This window comes from Microbulbifer maximicatervae (SeqCode) (assembly GCF_052467825.1).
The window spans coordinates 4,762,283-4,779,349 of sequence record NZ_CP174327.1; the positions used below are offsets into that span (position 1 = coordinate 4,762,283).

At 47.3% G+C, this 17,067-nt stretch carries 14 protein-coding genes; 9 read left to right on the forward strand and 5 right to left on the reverse strand.

The window, feature by feature from the left end; translation table 11 throughout:
- Positions 1–116: 116 nt before the first annotated feature.
- Together ACJJII_RS20925 and ACJJII_RS20930 are read right to left on the reverse strand one after the other, a co-directional pair.
- Entirely contained in the window at positions 117–566 is a 450-nt protein-coding gene (locus tag ACJJII_RS20925; RefSeq protein ID WP_413665304.1) for a phosphate-starvation-inducible PsiE family protein, read from the reverse strand.
- Positions 567–712: 146 nt separating this feature from the next.
- Complete coding sequence (locus ACJJII_RS20930; protein ID WP_444917593.1) at positions 713–2,881, reverse strand: jacalin-like lectin; 2,169 nt, start codon at positions 2,879–2,881, stop codon at positions 713–715.
- 756 nt (positions 2,882–3,637) lie between these two features.
- On the opposite strand from ACJJII_RS20930, the gene ACJJII_RS20935 reads away from it, so the two are divergent.
- From ACJJII_RS20935 to ACJJII_RS20965, 7 genes are all read left to right on the forward strand, one after another.
- A complete protein-coding gene (locus ACJJII_RS20935) occupies positions 3,638–4,321 on the forward strand; it encodes a hypothetical protein (protein WP_444896816.1) in 684 nt (227 codons plus the stop codon).
- Positions 4,322–4,632: 311 nt separating this feature from the next.
- The gene (locus ACJJII_RS20940) at positions 4,633–5,193 is read left to right on the forward strand and encodes a hypothetical protein (protein ID WP_444917594.1); all 561 of its coding nucleotides are present in this window, start codon (positions 4,633–4,635) and stop codon (positions 5,191–5,193) included.
- A 273-nt stretch (positions 5,194–5,466) separates the two neighbouring features.
- The gene (locus tag ACJJII_RS20945; RefSeq protein WP_444917595.1) at positions 5,467–5,967 is read left to right on the forward strand and encodes a P-loop nucleotide/nucleoside kinase family protein; all 501 of its coding nucleotides are present in this window, start codon (positions 5,467–5,469) and stop codon (positions 5,965–5,967) included.
- Between the two features lie 254 nt (positions 5,968–6,221).
- A complete protein-coding gene (gene arsH / locus ACJJII_RS20950; RefSeq protein ID WP_444917596.1) occupies positions 6,222–6,944 on the forward strand; it encodes an arsenical resistance protein ArsH in 723 nt (240 codons plus the stop codon).
- A gap of 99 nt (positions 6,945–7,043) precedes the next feature.
- A complete protein-coding gene (locus tag ACJJII_RS20955) occupies positions 7,044–7,994 on the forward strand; it encodes an alpha/beta hydrolase (protein ID WP_444917597.1) in 951 nt (316 codons plus the stop codon).
- Positions 7,995–8,015: 21 nt separating this feature from the next.
- Entirely contained in the window at positions 8,016–8,777 is a 762-nt protein-coding gene (locus ACJJII_RS20960; RefSeq protein WP_444917598.1) for an amidohydrolase family protein, read from the forward strand.
- 194 nt (positions 8,778–8,971) lie between these two features.
- Positions 8,972–9,628, forward strand: coding sequence for a hypothetical protein (locus tag ACJJII_RS20965; RefSeq protein ID WP_444917599.1), 657 nt, complete (start codon positions 8,972–8,974; stop codon positions 9,626–9,628).
- 1 nt (position 9,629) lies between these two features.
- Here the strand turns inward: ACJJII_RS20965 and ACJJII_RS20970 are convergent, their stop codons facing one another.
- From ACJJII_RS20970 to ACJJII_RS20980, 3 genes are all read right to left on the reverse strand, one after another.
- Positions 9,630–11,027 (reverse strand): MFS transporter, encoded by a 1,398-nt coding sequence (locus tag ACJJII_RS20970; RefSeq protein ID WP_444917600.1) that lies wholly within the window; start codon positions 11,025–11,027, stop codon positions 9,630–9,632.
- A 111-nt stretch (positions 11,028–11,138) separates the two neighbouring features.
- Positions 11,139–12,218, reverse strand: coding sequence for a LacI family DNA-binding transcriptional regulator (locus tag ACJJII_RS20975; protein WP_444917601.1), 1,080 nt, complete (start codon positions 12,216–12,218; stop codon positions 11,139–11,141).
- Between the two features lie 71 nt (positions 12,219–12,289).
- Entirely contained in the window at positions 12,290–13,549 is a 1,260-nt protein-coding gene (locus tag ACJJII_RS20980; RefSeq protein ID WP_444917602.1) for an MFS transporter, read from the reverse strand.
- A gap of 362 nt (positions 13,550–13,911) precedes the next feature.
- On the opposite strand from ACJJII_RS20980, the gene ACJJII_RS20985 reads away from it, so the two are divergent.
- Both ACJJII_RS20985 and pgmB read left to right on the forward strand, forming a co-directional pair.
- Positions 13,912–16,329: a glycoside hydrolase family 65 protein gene (locus ACJJII_RS20985; RefSeq protein WP_444917603.1), complete on the forward strand. Its 2,418-nt coding sequence runs from the start codon at positions 13,912–13,914 to the stop codon at positions 16,327–16,329.
- Positions 16,329–17,027 carry a beta-phosphoglucomutase gene (pgmB, locus tag ACJJII_RS20990; protein ID WP_444917604.1) on the forward strand — a complete coding sequence of 233 codons (699 nt, stop codon included), beginning with the start codon at positions 16,329–16,331 and terminating at the stop codon, positions 17,025–17,027. Before ACJJII_RS20985 ends, pgmB begins: the two co-directional genes overlap by 1 nt.
- Positions 17,028–17,067: the final 40 nt, after the last annotated feature.

Consider the following 17,067-nt stretch of genomic DNA (forward strand, 5'->3'; position numbering starts at 1 on the left):
ACCATTGTAAGTAGCTATTAATGCAGTTAACGATATGATTCTATTTTGGCCAACTGTATAAATACAAAAAATAAAATCATAAAGTGAGCATTATCAAGGACAAAAAATCACAAGTACTAACCAGGTTTATTGCTTTTCTCCCTCACCAGCCAGTAGGAAACTCCCAGGGCGATAGTCACCAGGGCAATACCGACTATTTGCTCCGCATTAACAAATTTCAAGTCGAGCACAATAACCTTCCGAGCTACAGCCATTAAGGCTGTAGCCAATACCAATTGTACCGGTATCACATTTGTACCCAGGTAGAGTCGGATATTGGTGAAAATTTCAATGGCAATAAGAACGGCGAGAAAGGCCCCAAAAGTCTCGAGGATATCTTCCATATCCAGCAATAGGAATGGCGTCTCCATAAGCCTTTCATAAAGCACATAGACGACATCCGCAATGGTCCAGAATATGACCAACACCATAAGAATGGCGAGAAATTTAACGGCATATTTTATTGCTCGATGTAATTGGTTGATCAGGGGATCAGCATGATCCTCATGTATCTCGTCATATTTCATGGGCTTCGCTCTGCCGATTGATACCGCACATTGCTTGAGTTCGACTATAGGCGAAATCCCCGTATTCAGCCGAGAGAGCTTCCTTTAGTGAGTGAGTAGTAAAAGGAATCCCGGCAGCATATTCACCGCCGGGATATTGTGAGTCGTTAAGGTAGGCAGGCTGCGTTAGAGAAGAAATACTTTACTTCGTAGTCACTACAATCCTCTGTTGCACAAAAGAAGCGGTAATTAGTGCCGATATCGCCTATATGCATGCTTTCGCCGGTTAAGGAATAATCCAACTTCGTATCAACAACCCTTGCCTCAATACCAGCAACATCACTGACAGCACAGCTATTGCTGATATTTCCTGCTGACTTGTGTTCGTTAAAGCTCTCATAATCAATGCCACCTGAGGAGGGATCATCCAGGTCCAGCCACTCGGTTGCGTAGTACCCTGGATTTACCAAGCTGTTGGACAACTTGTGCACGCCCAAAGCATCGATTTCATCACCGTGGCGCCCGTGGAAAGCAAAAATTTGCTGGGATGAAGTGGAAGAATAAGTTGTACAAGTCCCCTGCTGAGTCCCCCCGGAAATAGATGAGCCATTGCTCGACGTCAATTTAAGGTAGTAAACACTACCCGTTTCATGCTTTTCATCGTCGACACAAATTTTAACGTCATCCAAATACTCGCTGCTGGCGGAGTTGAAACTCAGTACACTCCCCATCGAGCCCCCATCTCCATCACCATATTCAATACAGTATTCATGATCACTGGCTGTGGCATGACTTAGGGATTGCTTAAATTCATAGCAAGCTTTAAAACCATCAATTCGGCCACCGGAACGAATCTGGACAGATTTCAGATTCATAGTGCCGCTGCCGAGCAGTTTGCGTTTTACCAGGTCAATTGAATCAAACGCATCACCTCCGGTACCACCCACGGCATCTTTTTTGATGTAGCCAAAATCCGAGTAACTATCTTGGTTGGCGATCCAGAACCCATCAAATGGTTCGTAGTAATTCACCCAAACCGAGGTAGTTACACCTTCTGAATTCCTCTTGGCATAGAGAGCGGCATTTTCCAAAGCGTTATAAGGCATTCCATAGCGATAGCCATCGGCTTCACAGGCGGAATAACCTTCACTCCAGGCTCCCGATGCACTGCTGATGTGCCAGTTTCGCTCATCGTCTACACAGGCAAACACTCGCTCCGTACTACAGCTATAGTCGCGAATTTCACCGTCATTACTTAACCAGGCGCAACTATTGTTACCACTGGGAGAGTCATTCCGCCAAGACCACGTAAAATCTTCAATCTGGGGTGCTTTAGAAGCACCTATAGTGGTCGCATTGGCCTCCACCAGCGCCAACTCAAGCATGTTATACCCAGATACTGCTTTCTCCAGGATCTCACTGCCTGAATACTTGATGTCATCCTTGTTATATTCCGTTGTTGCATCCAGGGCGACACTTAAATTCCCATTGTTGTAGTGGCTGGTTGCGCTAGCATTACCGTCGATATCTGCTGTTAACTGGCTGGAATTTTGTGCAAGTGGCTCATTGGAAGTGAGGTTTCCAGATGCATCCATCTCATCCACACCGATCCAGACATTGCGTCTGAATTTCGATGTGTTTGCCTCGTCATGGTAATCACACAGATTGTTATCACCAGTGTGCGGATACTCTCTGGGCACCTGAATAAATAGGATAACGTTGCGTCCCGCATCCAACACATCCTGTTTAGTCAGTGTTTGCGCCGGCAGGGAGGCGCAATCATCTTCTGTATAGCCCCAGTCGGTAGGCTTAAATACCAGATCCCCCAACCTGCTTTCAATTTTCTCACCAATCTTATTGCGGAAGTTCTGGTGGTAATCAGAATCGTAAGCCTCAAACTTTAGGAATATGACTTCATCGTTATTATCTTCAAGAAAATCCTTAATCTCATCCAGCCCATCCCCCAGCGTTGCAGCTGTACCAAACATATAAATACACATAGTGGCCTCTTCCAGGCCCATATGACACAGGTGCGGTGTTGAGCTGAAATTGGAAGCGGGGTAAGTATCATATTCGACCAGACGTATTCCCCGACTGAATAATTTCTCCGGCGCGTACCACTGGTTTACATCGGTATATACACCCTGATCCCACTGATAGGATGCATAGGCATTATGCGCTCCCGCCCACAAGGTCTTTGATAAGGGAGCCTTTGTATCAATCTGCCCCTGTAAATCCAGGCGCTTCACTTTATCATCGCTAGCATCAATTTCGCCGACAACAGACATCGAAAAACTCAAAAGCAAACTTGATACCAAACCAATTGTTTTATGCATTATTCTTTTCCTGATAAGTATCCTGATAGTTACCGCTAAAATAAAAATCCCAGTAAGTATTTCCCCTCAGTTGAATTGACCAATTGGAACAAGCGTACACGCCTGTCATGAACCGCTAAATTACAACAGTACTGACTGGTCAATTTTAGTCATTTACCCTACTTTACATTTTCATAATTTGCGCACTTTTCAGTACTGACAAACATCCATCTCCGAATTAAACATTCATAAAACTATCCGCTAGCGGGGGGCGCAAAATAGTAGCTACAGAGCATGACCAATCAGTTACGAGCTTAAGGTAGTTATGTAAACATCTGCCCATTTGTAACAGGGCCAACATAAATGACAGGCCAAATGTCCCTCCAGTATTTAGGGTTCAATCACAATCTTGGAAGTAATATCACGCACGCTAAATCTTCTGGCTTAGGAGCAGAGTTTGGGCATCTAATTCATCTTTTCAGATTATTGATAGTTTCAAAATATAATTGGGACAAGCCTTAAAAGAGTCGACATCACACTCTTCAGCTAACATCGATAAAAAAATAGACGACAAGAAATCTTCTCCTTAAGGCGTAGAGTTGATTTAAAGCTAAGCCGGATTCAGGATATAAGAAGAGTACAACTTAGATATTTATACTTACCAAACAATGAATTGAGCACCCAAGGAGTGGTAGGCTTATTGAAAGATTACATTCATAGAACAAATAGAAACTTATAATTTCCGCCCCAGGAAAGCAGCCTTATCAAGGAGAGAGAATGAAAAGCAAGGCACTTATCATACTGAGTAGTATTCTTATTGCCTCATGTGGATCTATGCGACCGCAAAATGCAAGCAATTATCAGCAAGACCTGATCACCCCAGAAGAAACAGATAACTTTGTACTCACCGAAAGCAGCACCTTCGATGAACCCATGCTGGGAATTGCCCTAAAGTACGATAATAAGCAGTATCCTACCGATATTATCAATGTCTATGTATACCCTATCGATAGCATCACATGGGAAAATACAGATGAAATCATCTCCATTGAAATGGGCGATATTATAGATGAAGTTGACTTTGCTATAGAGCAAGGGCATTACAAGTCAAGATCACCAGAGACTATTGAAAACTTCAGTTTTAAAATCGGTGAAAAGCTATATTCTGGAAAAAAGTCATCTTTCACACTTACCAATAGAAACGATGCTGAATACTTCTCAAATAGCTATGTATTTGTCGATAAGGATAAATATATTAAGTTCAGAACCAGCTTCGACAGCAGAGCGACCGTAGAATGGAATGGCGACTCAGCAGTGAAAGAAATACTGCCTGAAATAGTTGTTCCCGACGAGTCTGCGTACATGAAGAACCTGAGAGCTGAACACCAAAAAGAAATCACCAAGAATCTGATAAAATCACTATTCCAAGCTTCTCAGGAATCACAACCCAACACAGAGTAATTTCTCAACTAACTTAATAGCAATTGCGACAAATCCGACTCTGTAAGAGCTGATGGCTACTAGGTGCCGCTTAGCACCAGAGAATTGCAAGCGGCACGCTTTAACTGAAGCCTCCTGTACTTCAACGGCATGAAAGCACACTTCTTCCCCTATTGGCAGGAGATTAGCCCTGGACATCTCCAATTCATATTTTTAAACAAATTTCACTAAAACCCACTCCAACTGGCGAATAAATTTCTCAAGTACTTGAGATAATACTGGTACTTCGGCGTCTATGATTAAGGAGGCACTTAGGAAAGGAAATTTGAATCATGAGCAAAATCCTGCCTCCAATTCTTGCTCTTCTACTCGCCGCATTTGTTGTAGGCGCGCAGGCCAACAACTATGTCAGTAAGGACAGTCAAGCCACTTCGCCTCTCGGATGTATCAGTGCCACATCAGTACTATCTACCCATACACCGACAGATATTACTGCTGCCGCCAAAACATGTACCGAACAATCCAAATTTGATGAGGCAGCTGAGTTGTTAATGGTTGCCAGTGCCTTTGCTTATTTCGACACACAGAGGGTTAGCGACAAAACCGGGCACAATGTATTAAGAGTGATTTTCAATAAAAAATTTAATTCGATGCCAGAGGGAGATCGAAAAAAACTATTCGCCAGCATTAACTCTCTTGATCAGGGCGGCGCAAGGAAGCTGGAAGTTTGTAACTATTTGACAGCCGCAAAGCCGCCATCCTATATACCAAGCTATATGATTTCCCATGGGTTAAGAAAATTTACAGGCGTTACTGAAGCCCCCCTGATAAAAGATTTTGATGCGGATCAAAGCTGGTTAAACTCAATGGTGTTTGTCAAATGCCGCAGTTAATCGGTATCTTGTTGCATAGAGACGAAATACCTATATCAGGCTCACCTTTGGGCTGAATATAAGCATCTAAGACAGTAAAGATTCCCACGACTTAAATACTAGCCATCTAGATGGCCTCAAGCATATTCGGCCACCGCAAGTCTGGTATTTCCCTGATACTTGGCTAAATCGCCACTTCATGAGCTCCCTTTGCCACTATTTACCAAGCATAAAGTTTCAGGCATTATTTTCCCATAGTCGAAATTTTCTCTAATCGGATTAACGGGAAGAACTGTGAAAAAAAACGGAATGCTCTTTCTATTTTGTGGAAAGATGGGCGCAGGAAAAAGTACAAAAGCTGTGGAGATAGCACAAACTACAGGAGCTATTCTTATTTCCGAAGATGAGTGGCTATCTAATTTATATCCCCATGAGATCTCTTCGCTCTCCACTTACATAGAGTATTCTGCAAGATTAAAACCAATGATCAAGTCACATACTCAGGATATTTTAAGGAGTGGCATCTCGGTAGTACTGGATTTTCCCGGCAATACAAGAAAACAAAGATCCTGGTTCAAAGAGATATTTCTGGATAACCTCTTTCCCCATCAATTAATCTATCTTAAAGCCGATGATAAATTATGTTTACGGCAAATCGCCCAAAGGCAAAAATCACATCCGGAACGAGCCGCCTTTGATACCCCTGAGACCTTCAAACAAGTTAATAAGTACTTTGAAGAACCTAGCCAATCAGAGGGATTCAATATTGAAGTAGTCCATCAGGGAGGCATTTAAACGTACCCACTCCATCTAATAATTGGGAGCAACCTCTGCTGGACTCTCTTTCCGTTTGCGCTATCTCCTCCAGTGTTGGAGAAACTAAAGGAAGCCTAAGTCTCGATGCTGGCTCAGTATTTTGACTCCCTGTGAACCCGTTATTCGACTAGCCGGTTCCAAGCGGATTCAGAAAGGCCCGACTGAGACTGATGCACCTTTGCTTTACCTAATATTTCGATTATTATAGAAATATAGAAATTTTGAGGTAACTCATGATGCTACCGAATCACACCCCCATCAATATTCTTAATCGCCTGGTGGACTCCCCTCCCAATGGTGACCCTACCAGGATTCTGGTGTTGTACGGATCCCTGAGACCCAACTCATTTTCGCGTCTATTGGCCAACCAGGTTGTTGAAATATTGCAGCATTTTGGTGCTGAGGTTCGCTTGTTTGACCCTGTCGACCTCCCTCTTTACGACGGCACCAGCCAGGATCACCCCAAGGTGCAGCAACTGCGCGAGTGGTCTGCCTGGAGCCAGGGTCAAGTGTGGATTAGCCCGGAAATACACGGAAATGTCTCGGCTGTTTTCAAGAATCAGATCGACTGGCTACCACTGGACCAATCTGCAAGCCGGGCAACCCAGGGAAAAACCCTGGCGGTCATGCAGATTTCCGGTGGCTCACAGTCATTCAATACCGTCAACAATTTGAGGGTTCTCGGCCGCTGGATGCGCATGTTTACGATTCCCAACCAATCCTCTATTGCCAAGGCCTGGCAGGAATTCGATGAACAAGGGCACCTCAAAGATTCCCCATTCCGGGACCGGGTGATTGACGTTCTGGAAGAGCTGGTAAAAACCACCATTTTGTTGCGTGGCCAGGGTAACTATCTGACCGAGCGGTACAGCGAGAACAAATCAGAGGTGCAGTCAGCTTCGACAACATCTATTCAGACCTTGGTGGCTGAAAGCGGTGTCGTAGAACCCAGCTAAAAGTACTGGCATTTCGCTGCCGAAGGTCCACATTTAGCAAAGGTCCATATCTAGCTATGGACCACTAGCTGATAGGAACTCCGATAAGGATACTCGTCAATGAGCTTTTCCCTGGACCCGGACTTTTCAAGCGCCCTTGGCAAGTTTGGCGACTTGCTGGATACCTTGGCAGAAGCGCCTATTGGGGATGTGGATACTCGCCGTAAGAATGGAGCCGTGGTCACCCAAGCACTATTTCAGGGTCGCAGTTTTCCATCAGATGTTTCCTTTCGGGACTTTACCCTAAAGAGTTCAGACCAAGAGGAGATCCAGTTACGCTGGTACCAAAAGGAGAATAGCAAGCCAGGCTCCGCCATTCTCTACATTCATGGCGGTGGGCTCATCTGCCACGATATCTCACGGTACGACTTGGTCATCGCCAAATACGTAGCTGCCAGCGGCGTGCCATTTTTATCAGTAAATTACCGAAAAGCTCCAGAGTTCCCCTACCCTATACCGATTGATGATTGCTATCGGGCATTCATTTGGCTGGTGCAGCACTCACAGGAACTCTCCATTGATCCCTCGCGAATTGGCATCATGGGAGATAGTGCCGGAGGGGGGCTGGCTGCAGCCCTGACAATTGTCGCCCGTGACAAAAAAGGCCCGTCCCTGGCACGGCAGATATTGTTATACCCAATGCTGGACGACAGGACGGTTACTCCCGATCCCGAGTTATTGCCATTTATTATCTGGACCTATGAAGATAATCTCACCGGCTGGACCGCTTACCTGGGTAATCAAGTGGGCAGCCCTGCGGTCAGTCCTCATGCTGCCCCTGCCCGCCTGCAAAATGCCAAGGGTCTACCGCCAGCATTTATCGATGTTGGCGAACTAGATATTTTTCGCGATGAGGACATGCAATACGCCCAATTACTCACCGATGCCGGTGTTAGCACGGAGCTCCACGTTCGACCTGGCGTGATTCACTCTTGGGAGCTATTCGCCCCGGACATTCCCGTCTCACAGCGCGCTCTTGCAGATCGAGTGAGAGTCATCCAGGAAATCTAAGCGAGCACGGTGTATCTGACTATGGAAAAGCAAAAACAGAGACTATTTGATAGTCACTTCCACATCATAAATCCCAAGTTCCCCCTATTCCCAAATCACGGCTACTTGCCGCCAACATTTACCGTGGATGACTATCTACTCAAGTTACAAAACTACCAGCTAGTGGGGGGAGCTGTAGTTTCCGGCTCATTCCAGAAGCTGGATCAAACCTACCTTATTGATGCCCTGGAAAAGCTGGGCAAAAGCTATGTTGGGGTTACACAGCTATCCGCCAATACTCCCGACACCACCATTTTGTCACTCCACAAGCATGGAGTCAGAGCCCTGCGCTTTAATTTGGTACGGGGCGGCTCGGAACAGATCGATTTTATCGATACTCTTGCCCGGCGAGTTTTTGACTTGGCAGGCTGGCATGTCGAACTATACGTTGAAGCCTCTGCATTGACCCCTCTCTATAATAAATTGATCGCGTTACCAGCCGCATCTATCGATCACATGGGAATCACTAAGCAGGGTTTTCCCATCTTGCTCAAACTGGCAGAAAAAGGGGTAAAGGTAAAAGCGAGCGGCTTTGGCCGCCTGGATTTCGACCCCGCAGCGGCAATTGTCGACCTCTATCAGGCCAACCCACATTGCCTGATGTTTGGCTCCGATCTTCCCTCTACCAGGGCACCTCGCCCCTTCAAACCTGAAGATATTTTGTTAATTCGCGACACTCTCGATGAAGCACAAGCAGAAAATGTCCTGGTAAAAAATGCCTATCAATTTTATTTAAAAAAATAATGGAATGATGGGGCAGTATCAGGAACTGAGCTCTTATTCTGCTGTCATTCACTACGCTGTATTTTCTAAAAGCGCACGACATGCCTAAATTCGCGCACTTCTCTATACCCACTCAATTCATGCTACAGCAGTGTAATCTCGGGTCATCGATCATCTTTATAAATCACTGGCAATTAAAACATGCGAATTGTAGGATGCGCCGAATATTTCAGGCCACAGGGAACCTGGAAGATACAGTGCAGGAGGTTGTAGTGAAAGGACTGGTAACGGTTATTTTTTCCCTATTTGTGCTATCCGGATGTACCGGCATTGGCACAAAACCCCTGGGAGAAAAAGAGATAGCGTTAGGCGTAGATACTGAGCAATCCATTAAAGAGAAGCTCGGTAAGCCTTATGAAAAAGGCATGTTTGTAAAAAACAACCAACAAATTTTAACACTCGCTTATGCTTACCCCACTACTGGCAAAAAGGCGGTTAGCGAAAATATTAGCGGTACCCGTAACCAGGGTTTCTACTTTTATAACGATAAATTGGTTGGGCAGGATTTTGTCAGCTCTCTCGCTGAAGATTCCACCGATTTTGATGAGTCAAAAGTACCACTTATCAGCGAAGGCCAAACCAGTATTCTCGAAGCTCTGGATTTATTGGGCAAACCCTCCGGCGAATATCAGTATCCACTGATTAGCAATAAATCCGAGAAAGCCAAAGTATATATGTATAGCCAAACCAATAAGGCTATTTTCCAACCGGCCTCTTATCAAAAAGTATTGATTCTCAGTTACAATACTGATGGCATCATCACGAACGTAAATTTTGCAGAATTAGGCAATAGAAATTTAAGCGAGCAATAAATCATTTCTCAGACAGGGGAGCCTTATCTGCTGGCTTCCCTGAAACAAACAAAAGGCACACTACCAGCCCCACCATCGCCAGATAGGCATTAACCGTAAAAGCGCGATCAATCCCCGTAGAGATATCGGGAGCCATTGCCACAATTGTGGTATTCATACCCAAGCCTATTGCTCCCCCACCAATCTGGAACATATAGAGAATTGCTCCCGCCAAGCTCGCTCGCTCCGGCGCTACAACCGTAATTGCGGCAGTAGTAATAGCAGAGTAAAACAGGCCAATACCCGCCCCGAGAACCACCAGTCCCGGTACCATTTGCAAAAAAGTTGTTTCTTTATGCAAATGAGAAAGCATAAACATACCGATACACATGGCAATGGTGCCCGCTGAGACAATCGTTTTTGCACCGAGCGTTTCGTAGAGCCCACCGGCAATAAAAGACACCAAACCAAATGAGACCATCATAGGAAGTAGCCCCATTCCCGAATACATCGCCGAGTGATTATGGACCTTACTCAAGTATTGGGGAACGTATACAAGGGCGGCAAAGAACACCACAGACAGCAACAAGGTAGCTATACCTGCGGCAAAGAAACCGTGATTCGTTGCTACATCTACGGGAATTAACGCATCTCTGCCCACATGGCGCTCAACCAGGATAAACGCCCCCATAAACAGTAAGGTGGCTAGTGCCAAGACAATAATCACCGGGCTCTTAAAGCCGATATCCACGACTAAATCCAGCGCCAGCAGAAGGCAAAACAGCGATGTGGTCAGGGTGATTACACCACCGTAATCAATACGCTCAGTGACATTTTCCGGTGTGTCATCCGGGATAACCTTCCAGCAGACCCAAAATGCCAATGCAGCCACCGGCAAGTTGATAAAGAAAATCCAGCGCCAGCTCAATAAGTCTGTAAGAATGCCCCCCAATACCGGACCAATTGCATTCGCAGCGGCACACATGCCCATCACCAAACCCCCGGCAAAGCCCGAGCGGTCCTCCGGTAACATCCCGTAGATCAGCCCCAGGATTGCCGGCCACATAAGGGCACTACCGATCCCCATCAATCCCCGCGCCGCCAACAGCATTGGAATATTGGTAGCTATGCCACCGAGGAGGGAGAAAAATGCAAAGGCGGCCATGCCGATGAAAAAGATTTTGCGCCGGCCAAACATATCCGCCAAACGCCCGCCCGATATCAGCAGCACCCCAAAAGCCAATGTATAGCCGTTGATAATCCATTGGGTGGTGGTGATATTGGAGTTGAAGTCTTTTTCGATAGCTGGAATTGCTACGGAAAACGCAGTGAGGTCATTTCCGATCAGAAAAATTGCCAAGCTTAGGGCAAACAGTCCCAGTACCTGAATTCTGGTCAGTTTAGTTTTCTCATCTGCCATGTTTCGAGTCCAGCCACAGAGTTCGGTTTTACAAGTGTGGCTCAAACTCGGGAAACGGCAGGGACACTAACTATGGCCCCTGCTGGCAAACAAAATGGTGAGGGCCTGCGACTAACGCTCACCTGAAGTGTCTTGAAAGAACCCCTCTACAGGCTGGTAATCCGGATTGGCACCACAAGAACCCCGCACTACCAACTCGGTAGGTAGTACATCTGGCATCGCCGGTTTTCCAGAGAGAAGCTCCATCATTTTCTCCACCATCAATTCGCCACCTCGGTGGATGTTCTGGCGCACGGTTGTCAGAGGAGGGGTAAAAAACGGCGCGATTGGGATATCGTCAAAACCCACTATGCCAACATCTTCCGGCACCTTATAGCCACGGGCCTGTAGCGCTTTTATCGCTCCCATAGCGATACTGTCACTGGCGGCGAAAATGCCATCAAAACTAAGCCCTTCCTGCGCAACCAGGTCGATAATGGATTGATAACCACTTTCACTGGAGAAGCCTGCAGCCAACTGCCTGGTCGTGCCAGACAGATCAGCCTCATTGAGCGCGGCACAGTAACCTTCAAAGCGCCCATTGACCTCCGGGTGAGCTGTGTCACCGAGAAAGAGAATTCGCCGCCGCCCCAAGTTCATTAAGTGCTCGGTGGCCTGACGCCCACCCATTTGATTGTCACTACTGACGATACAATATTCGGCCCCCTGCCTTGAGGTCCCTCCCCAGACAACAAGAGGGTCGCCCTGCTGCTGCAGATCACGAAGTGGGGTATCGTCCACCCCCTGGCCAATCACAATAACGCCATCAGCCCGCCTGGAACTCATCAGATAAGAATGCCAATCCGAGCGGCTGGCGATACTGCTGGAAAACAGTAAATCGTATTTATGCACTGCGAGGCGATCGGCAATTGAACCAATCATATCGATCATAAATGGATCAGAAAATGTCTGGCCGCCACTGCGCCCCGTATTAATCACAACCGAAATTGTATGGCTGCGTTGCAGGCGTAAGTTTCGCGCGCTCTCATTGATTTTGTAATTCATGGAGCTCGCGATTTTTTGAATACGTTCGCGAGTCTTTTCGTTAATCAATGGATTATCGTTCAGCGCTCGCGAAACAGTAGATTCAGAAACTCCCGCCAACCGAGCAATATCAGACATGGAAACGGGAGAGGAGGACCCCTTGGGCATGGCGTACTTCACCTTGTTCGCGGGAAAAATGCCATCTTAGGCCCGTCGCCCAAGTTTGTAAAACCACCCTGCTACCCAGCCAGGGGGGCTGAGGCCTCAAGCGTCTCATCCCCCCGCTCTACAGCGCGACGGAAAAAGAACAGGGTAATCAGAATCACTGTGATGGGTACCAAGGATAAGTAGAAAGCCACCTGGCCATCAAAGGCCTCGAAAACCGACCCGGTAATCAGTGAGCCAGTTGTACCGCCCAGCGCAGAAAAAATTACCAGTAAACCTGTCATTGCAGAGTGCTGGTGGGTGGGCAATGAACTGAGCATCACAGAATTGATAGCTGGATACACAGGTGCCATAAACAAGCCAATCAGCGGTAAAACAAAAGCCGCCACTGGGGCACTAAGCCAGTTTACATCGGGATTCGCCACAATATTACTCGCCAGGGGCAGGCTAACGACCACCAGTAATCCCATCGCAACTAAGCACACATTAAGCATCGGGTACCAGTGTACTTTGCGCATCATCACACCGGCACCAAGTCGCCCCAACGCCAGCCCTGCGGCAAAGATACTTGCAGCCTGAACACTCATCGCAGCGGGCAGCTTAAGAATTTCATTATTAAAGGTCGGCAACCAACTTCCTATCCCCTGCTCAATCAATACATAGAAAAATACGGAGATCACGTAGATGTATACCAGAGGTTTGGCCATCAACTTTATCATCGCGATAAAGTCCTGTTTCGGGCTAGCCTCTTCGATTCGCGCCCCGGATTCATCCAGCTCTGTGCACCAGAGCAATACAAATGCAATCACACAGACCACCGCCAGCACCCAATACACATTGAGCCAGGCAGTCGACCCTTGGTTCGATGAATCAATAAAAGCGCTAAATAGCCAGTAGCCACTGAGAACCCCCACCATAAACACCCCCTCCAGGGTGTTTAGAAGGCTCGCATGTGCGCTGCGGCCCTGCGCTAACAATCCCACGGTGGAGTATGCGGCAACCTTTACCAATGCGAACGCAACACCCACGGACAAGAACAGTAACTTCGCCGTCCAAAACCCGGGTAACAGGGGCATAGCTGTACAAGCCAGGGTGACAATTGCCAACCCCGCCAGCATCGCCCGCTTAAACCCCAGTCGGGGAAGCTGGGAGGCAATCAGGAAAGACACTATACCGATGGGGATATCCTTGAACCCCTCGAGCACACTCGCAGCAGATTTACTTACCCCATAGGTATTGATTACCTGCAGGATCACCGTGCCTACGCTGTTCAACAAAATGGCAAAGACAAAGTAGATAGCGAATAGAGATAAGAGTATGCGCTGATTCTTCATAGTGGATTCTATCTGGCTCTATGGTTTAGGCAGTCAGCCGTACCAACCTGTTATTGTACATTTTTTACCCAGACTTTGTGGAGAAAGGCGACTCCGCCCCAATGCCTGTAGATACCCAGTATGTATCAGTCAGACAAAAATTTGCAATCGTTTGCATAAAAACCAATGAAAATTTGGGAATGCCTTATGCCGATCAGTCACAAAACAACTGGCGATTGACCCTGGGTCAAAAAATAATCCATATTTTTCAGTATCTTACAGACTTTTCGGAGATAAAAATCAGGTCTATCTTCCAGTAACAGCCAGGCTTAATCTTAGACTTGCAATCGATTGCAAAAAGACATCAACTACGGATAGACTGAATGCCAGTTGCCGAAGGCCCAGTAGGCCCGGCCCTAGGACCCAATCTCCAATCCAGTGAAAGTGGTATGAAGCAAAAACAACAAATCAAACACAAGATCCACCCCTGGGACTTGGTGGAGGACACCTTCCAGCCCGAAGATTACAGCCTCAATGCCACCCTATTCTCCCTCGGTAATGGCTATATCGGCTTACGCGGTACCTTTGAGGAGGGTTTCGATCCAGAACCCTTTACAGATGGTTGCTACCTAAATGGAGTCTACGCCAGCGAACCTATCACCTATGGTGAGTCTGCTTATGGCTACGCGCGCAACAACCAGAGGATGTTGACGGTTCCCGACGGTAAGACCATTTATATCAGCTTGGATGGAGAACGCTTTAATCTCGCCCAAGGCGAGCTGCTCAACTACGAGCGTCGCCTGGACATGGCCGCGGGGATCAGCGAGAGAAAACTCACTTGGCGCTCCCCAAAAGGAAAAACCATTGAACTCAAAGTGCAGCGCCTGGTTTCCCTCAGTGAGAAAAACCTGTTAGCTCTGCAACTGGAACTCACACCCATCAATTTTGACGGAGAGGTACACCTGCAATCCTGCCTTGATGGTGACCTTGCCCAAGCAGAACGCAGTGAGGACCCACGCCTAGCCTCCCCTATTGACCGGGGAGATATCGAATGGCTGGAAAATACAGCTGAAGATGGTTATTTGGCCCTGCCTCTATCCGTTAAGAGCAGTGGCTTCTCTATACGATGCGCAGCCCTGCACCTTTGTGAGAGTGACAGCGATTACACGTCCAATAATCTCCGCAGTGAAGACTGCGTCTCGATTGACTATCGCTTTGCTGCCCGCCGCAACACCCCTATTCGCCTAACCAAGTACGTCGCTTACTTTGCACAGCAAAATGCTGAGCCGATATCAGCAGGCGAATTGCATCATTACCTGGAGCGCTGTGCGGCTAAAAGTTTTGCGGACCATATCGAAACCCAGCGTATACAAATGGACAATTTCTGGCTTGAGTCCGATATTCAGGTCAGTGGAAATGATGCCCTGCAGCAGGGAGTACGTTTCAACCAGTACCACTTGTTCCAATCCCTAGGTCGGGATGGCAATACCAATATTGCAGCCAAAGGACTTTCCGGTGACGGCTATGACGGCCACTATTTCTGGGATACAGAAATCTATGTACTACCGTTTTTCCTCTACACCCAACCCGAATTAGCGCGCGGCCTACTGGAATACCGCTACTCAATCCTCGATGCCGCACGAAAAAGAGCGAGGGAGATGTCGATTCAAAAGGGAGCACTGTTTCCCTGGCGCACCATCGGCGGTGAGGAGTGCTCAGCCTATTACCCGGCAGGCACTGCGCAATACCATATCAATGCGGACATTGCCTACGCCGTACGACATTACTACCGGGTTACCGGTGATGTCGATTTTCTGTGCAACAAGGGCGCAGAAGTCGTGATAGAAGGCGCGCGTATGTGGTTGGAGATTGGCCACTTCAACGCACTTCGCGACAACCAATTCTGTATCAATGAAGTTACCGGACCAGACGAATACACCGCCCTGGTTGACAATAATTTCTACACAAACCTGATGGCCAAGGCCCATCTTGAATATGCTGTTGAAGTATTACAGTGGTTAAAATCATTCGATCCTGCAGCGTGCGATGAGTTAACCCAGCGTATTCAACTCGGCATACAGGAAATTGATAACTGGGCCAAGGCCGCAGAAAGCATGTATCTGCCCTACGATGAAAAGCAGGGTATACATTCTCAAGACGATAGTTTTCTAAACAAACCCCGCTGGAATATTGCCGAAACGCCTGCCGATCAATTCCCGCTGTTACTTCACTATCATCCCCTGGTGATCTATCGACACCAAGTTTGTAAGCAGGCGGATGTCGTTCTTGGCCTGTTACTGGAGAGTTCAGAATTTTCAATTGAGCAGAAGCGTCGGGATTTCGACTTCTATGAACCGCTCACCACGCACGATTCCACTTTATCCGCTTGTATTCACAGCATTATTGCCAGTGAAGTTGGGTATCCGGATAAAGCGCTGAACTATTTCCAGCAAGTTGCGCGAATGGATCTGGATAACCACCACAACAATACCCAGCACGGCATACACACTGCCTGCATGGGGGGTACCTGGATGTGTATGGTCCAGGGATTTGCAGGAATGCGCCTGCACGGCAATGAACTCAGCTTCAATCCATATCTGCCCAATGGAATGGACGGCTATCGTTTCCGGTTGCAATTCCGTGGCCGCACGATCGCAGTCGATGTCGATTCTTACAGCGCCAGGTACACCTTGGTGAAAGGTGAAGCACTCAGTCTTCATCACGGCAAGCAAATTCTATTCCTGGAGACACCAGGGCAAACAGAAACCATTCAAATAGCACCGATGGAGGAGGTATCCTGATGATCTATCGTGCAGCAATTTTTGATCTCGACGGCGTTATTGCAGACACCGCACGTCTCCACCTGATCGCATGGCAACAGCTGGCTGAAGGGCTCAACCTTCCCTGGACAGCGGATACTGAAGAGCGCTTAAAGGGCCTGGAAAGAATGGCTTCCCTTGAGGTGATTCTCGGGGAAAAAAGCAGCAATTACACTGAAGAAGCAAAAATCGCACTGGCTGCAAGGAAAAACAGCCGCTACCAGGAATTAATCCGCAGCCTCTCTCCCGCAGACCTGTTACCGGGCGCCGGTGAACTGCTCGCATGGTTAAATTCTCAGCATATTCCGGTCGGCCTCGCCTCAGCGAGTAAAAACGCACCGGCGGTATTGGAAGCCCTGGGAATATCCCGTTGCTTTTCTGTTATTGCAGACCCGGAAAAATCTGCACCTAAACCTGCACCAGATATATTCCTAGCCGCCGCCAAAGGTCTCGGAATTGATCCAGAGTTTTGCATTGCTTTTGAGGATGCGACCGCTGGAGTCAGTGCAATTAAGTCCGCTGATGGCATGACAGCTGTAGGCATAGGTAATCCAGATTCGTTAAAAGACGCTGACTATACGCTGGACAGTTTGGAACAATTTGTGCCAAATGATTTCTTTCTATCAGTACTAGCAGAATCGGGTATGCGCCAAAATAAAGACTTAGCTGTTAACGAATAAAGTGAGATAAGCACAAGAGTGAAAGCCTATTTATAGAGCA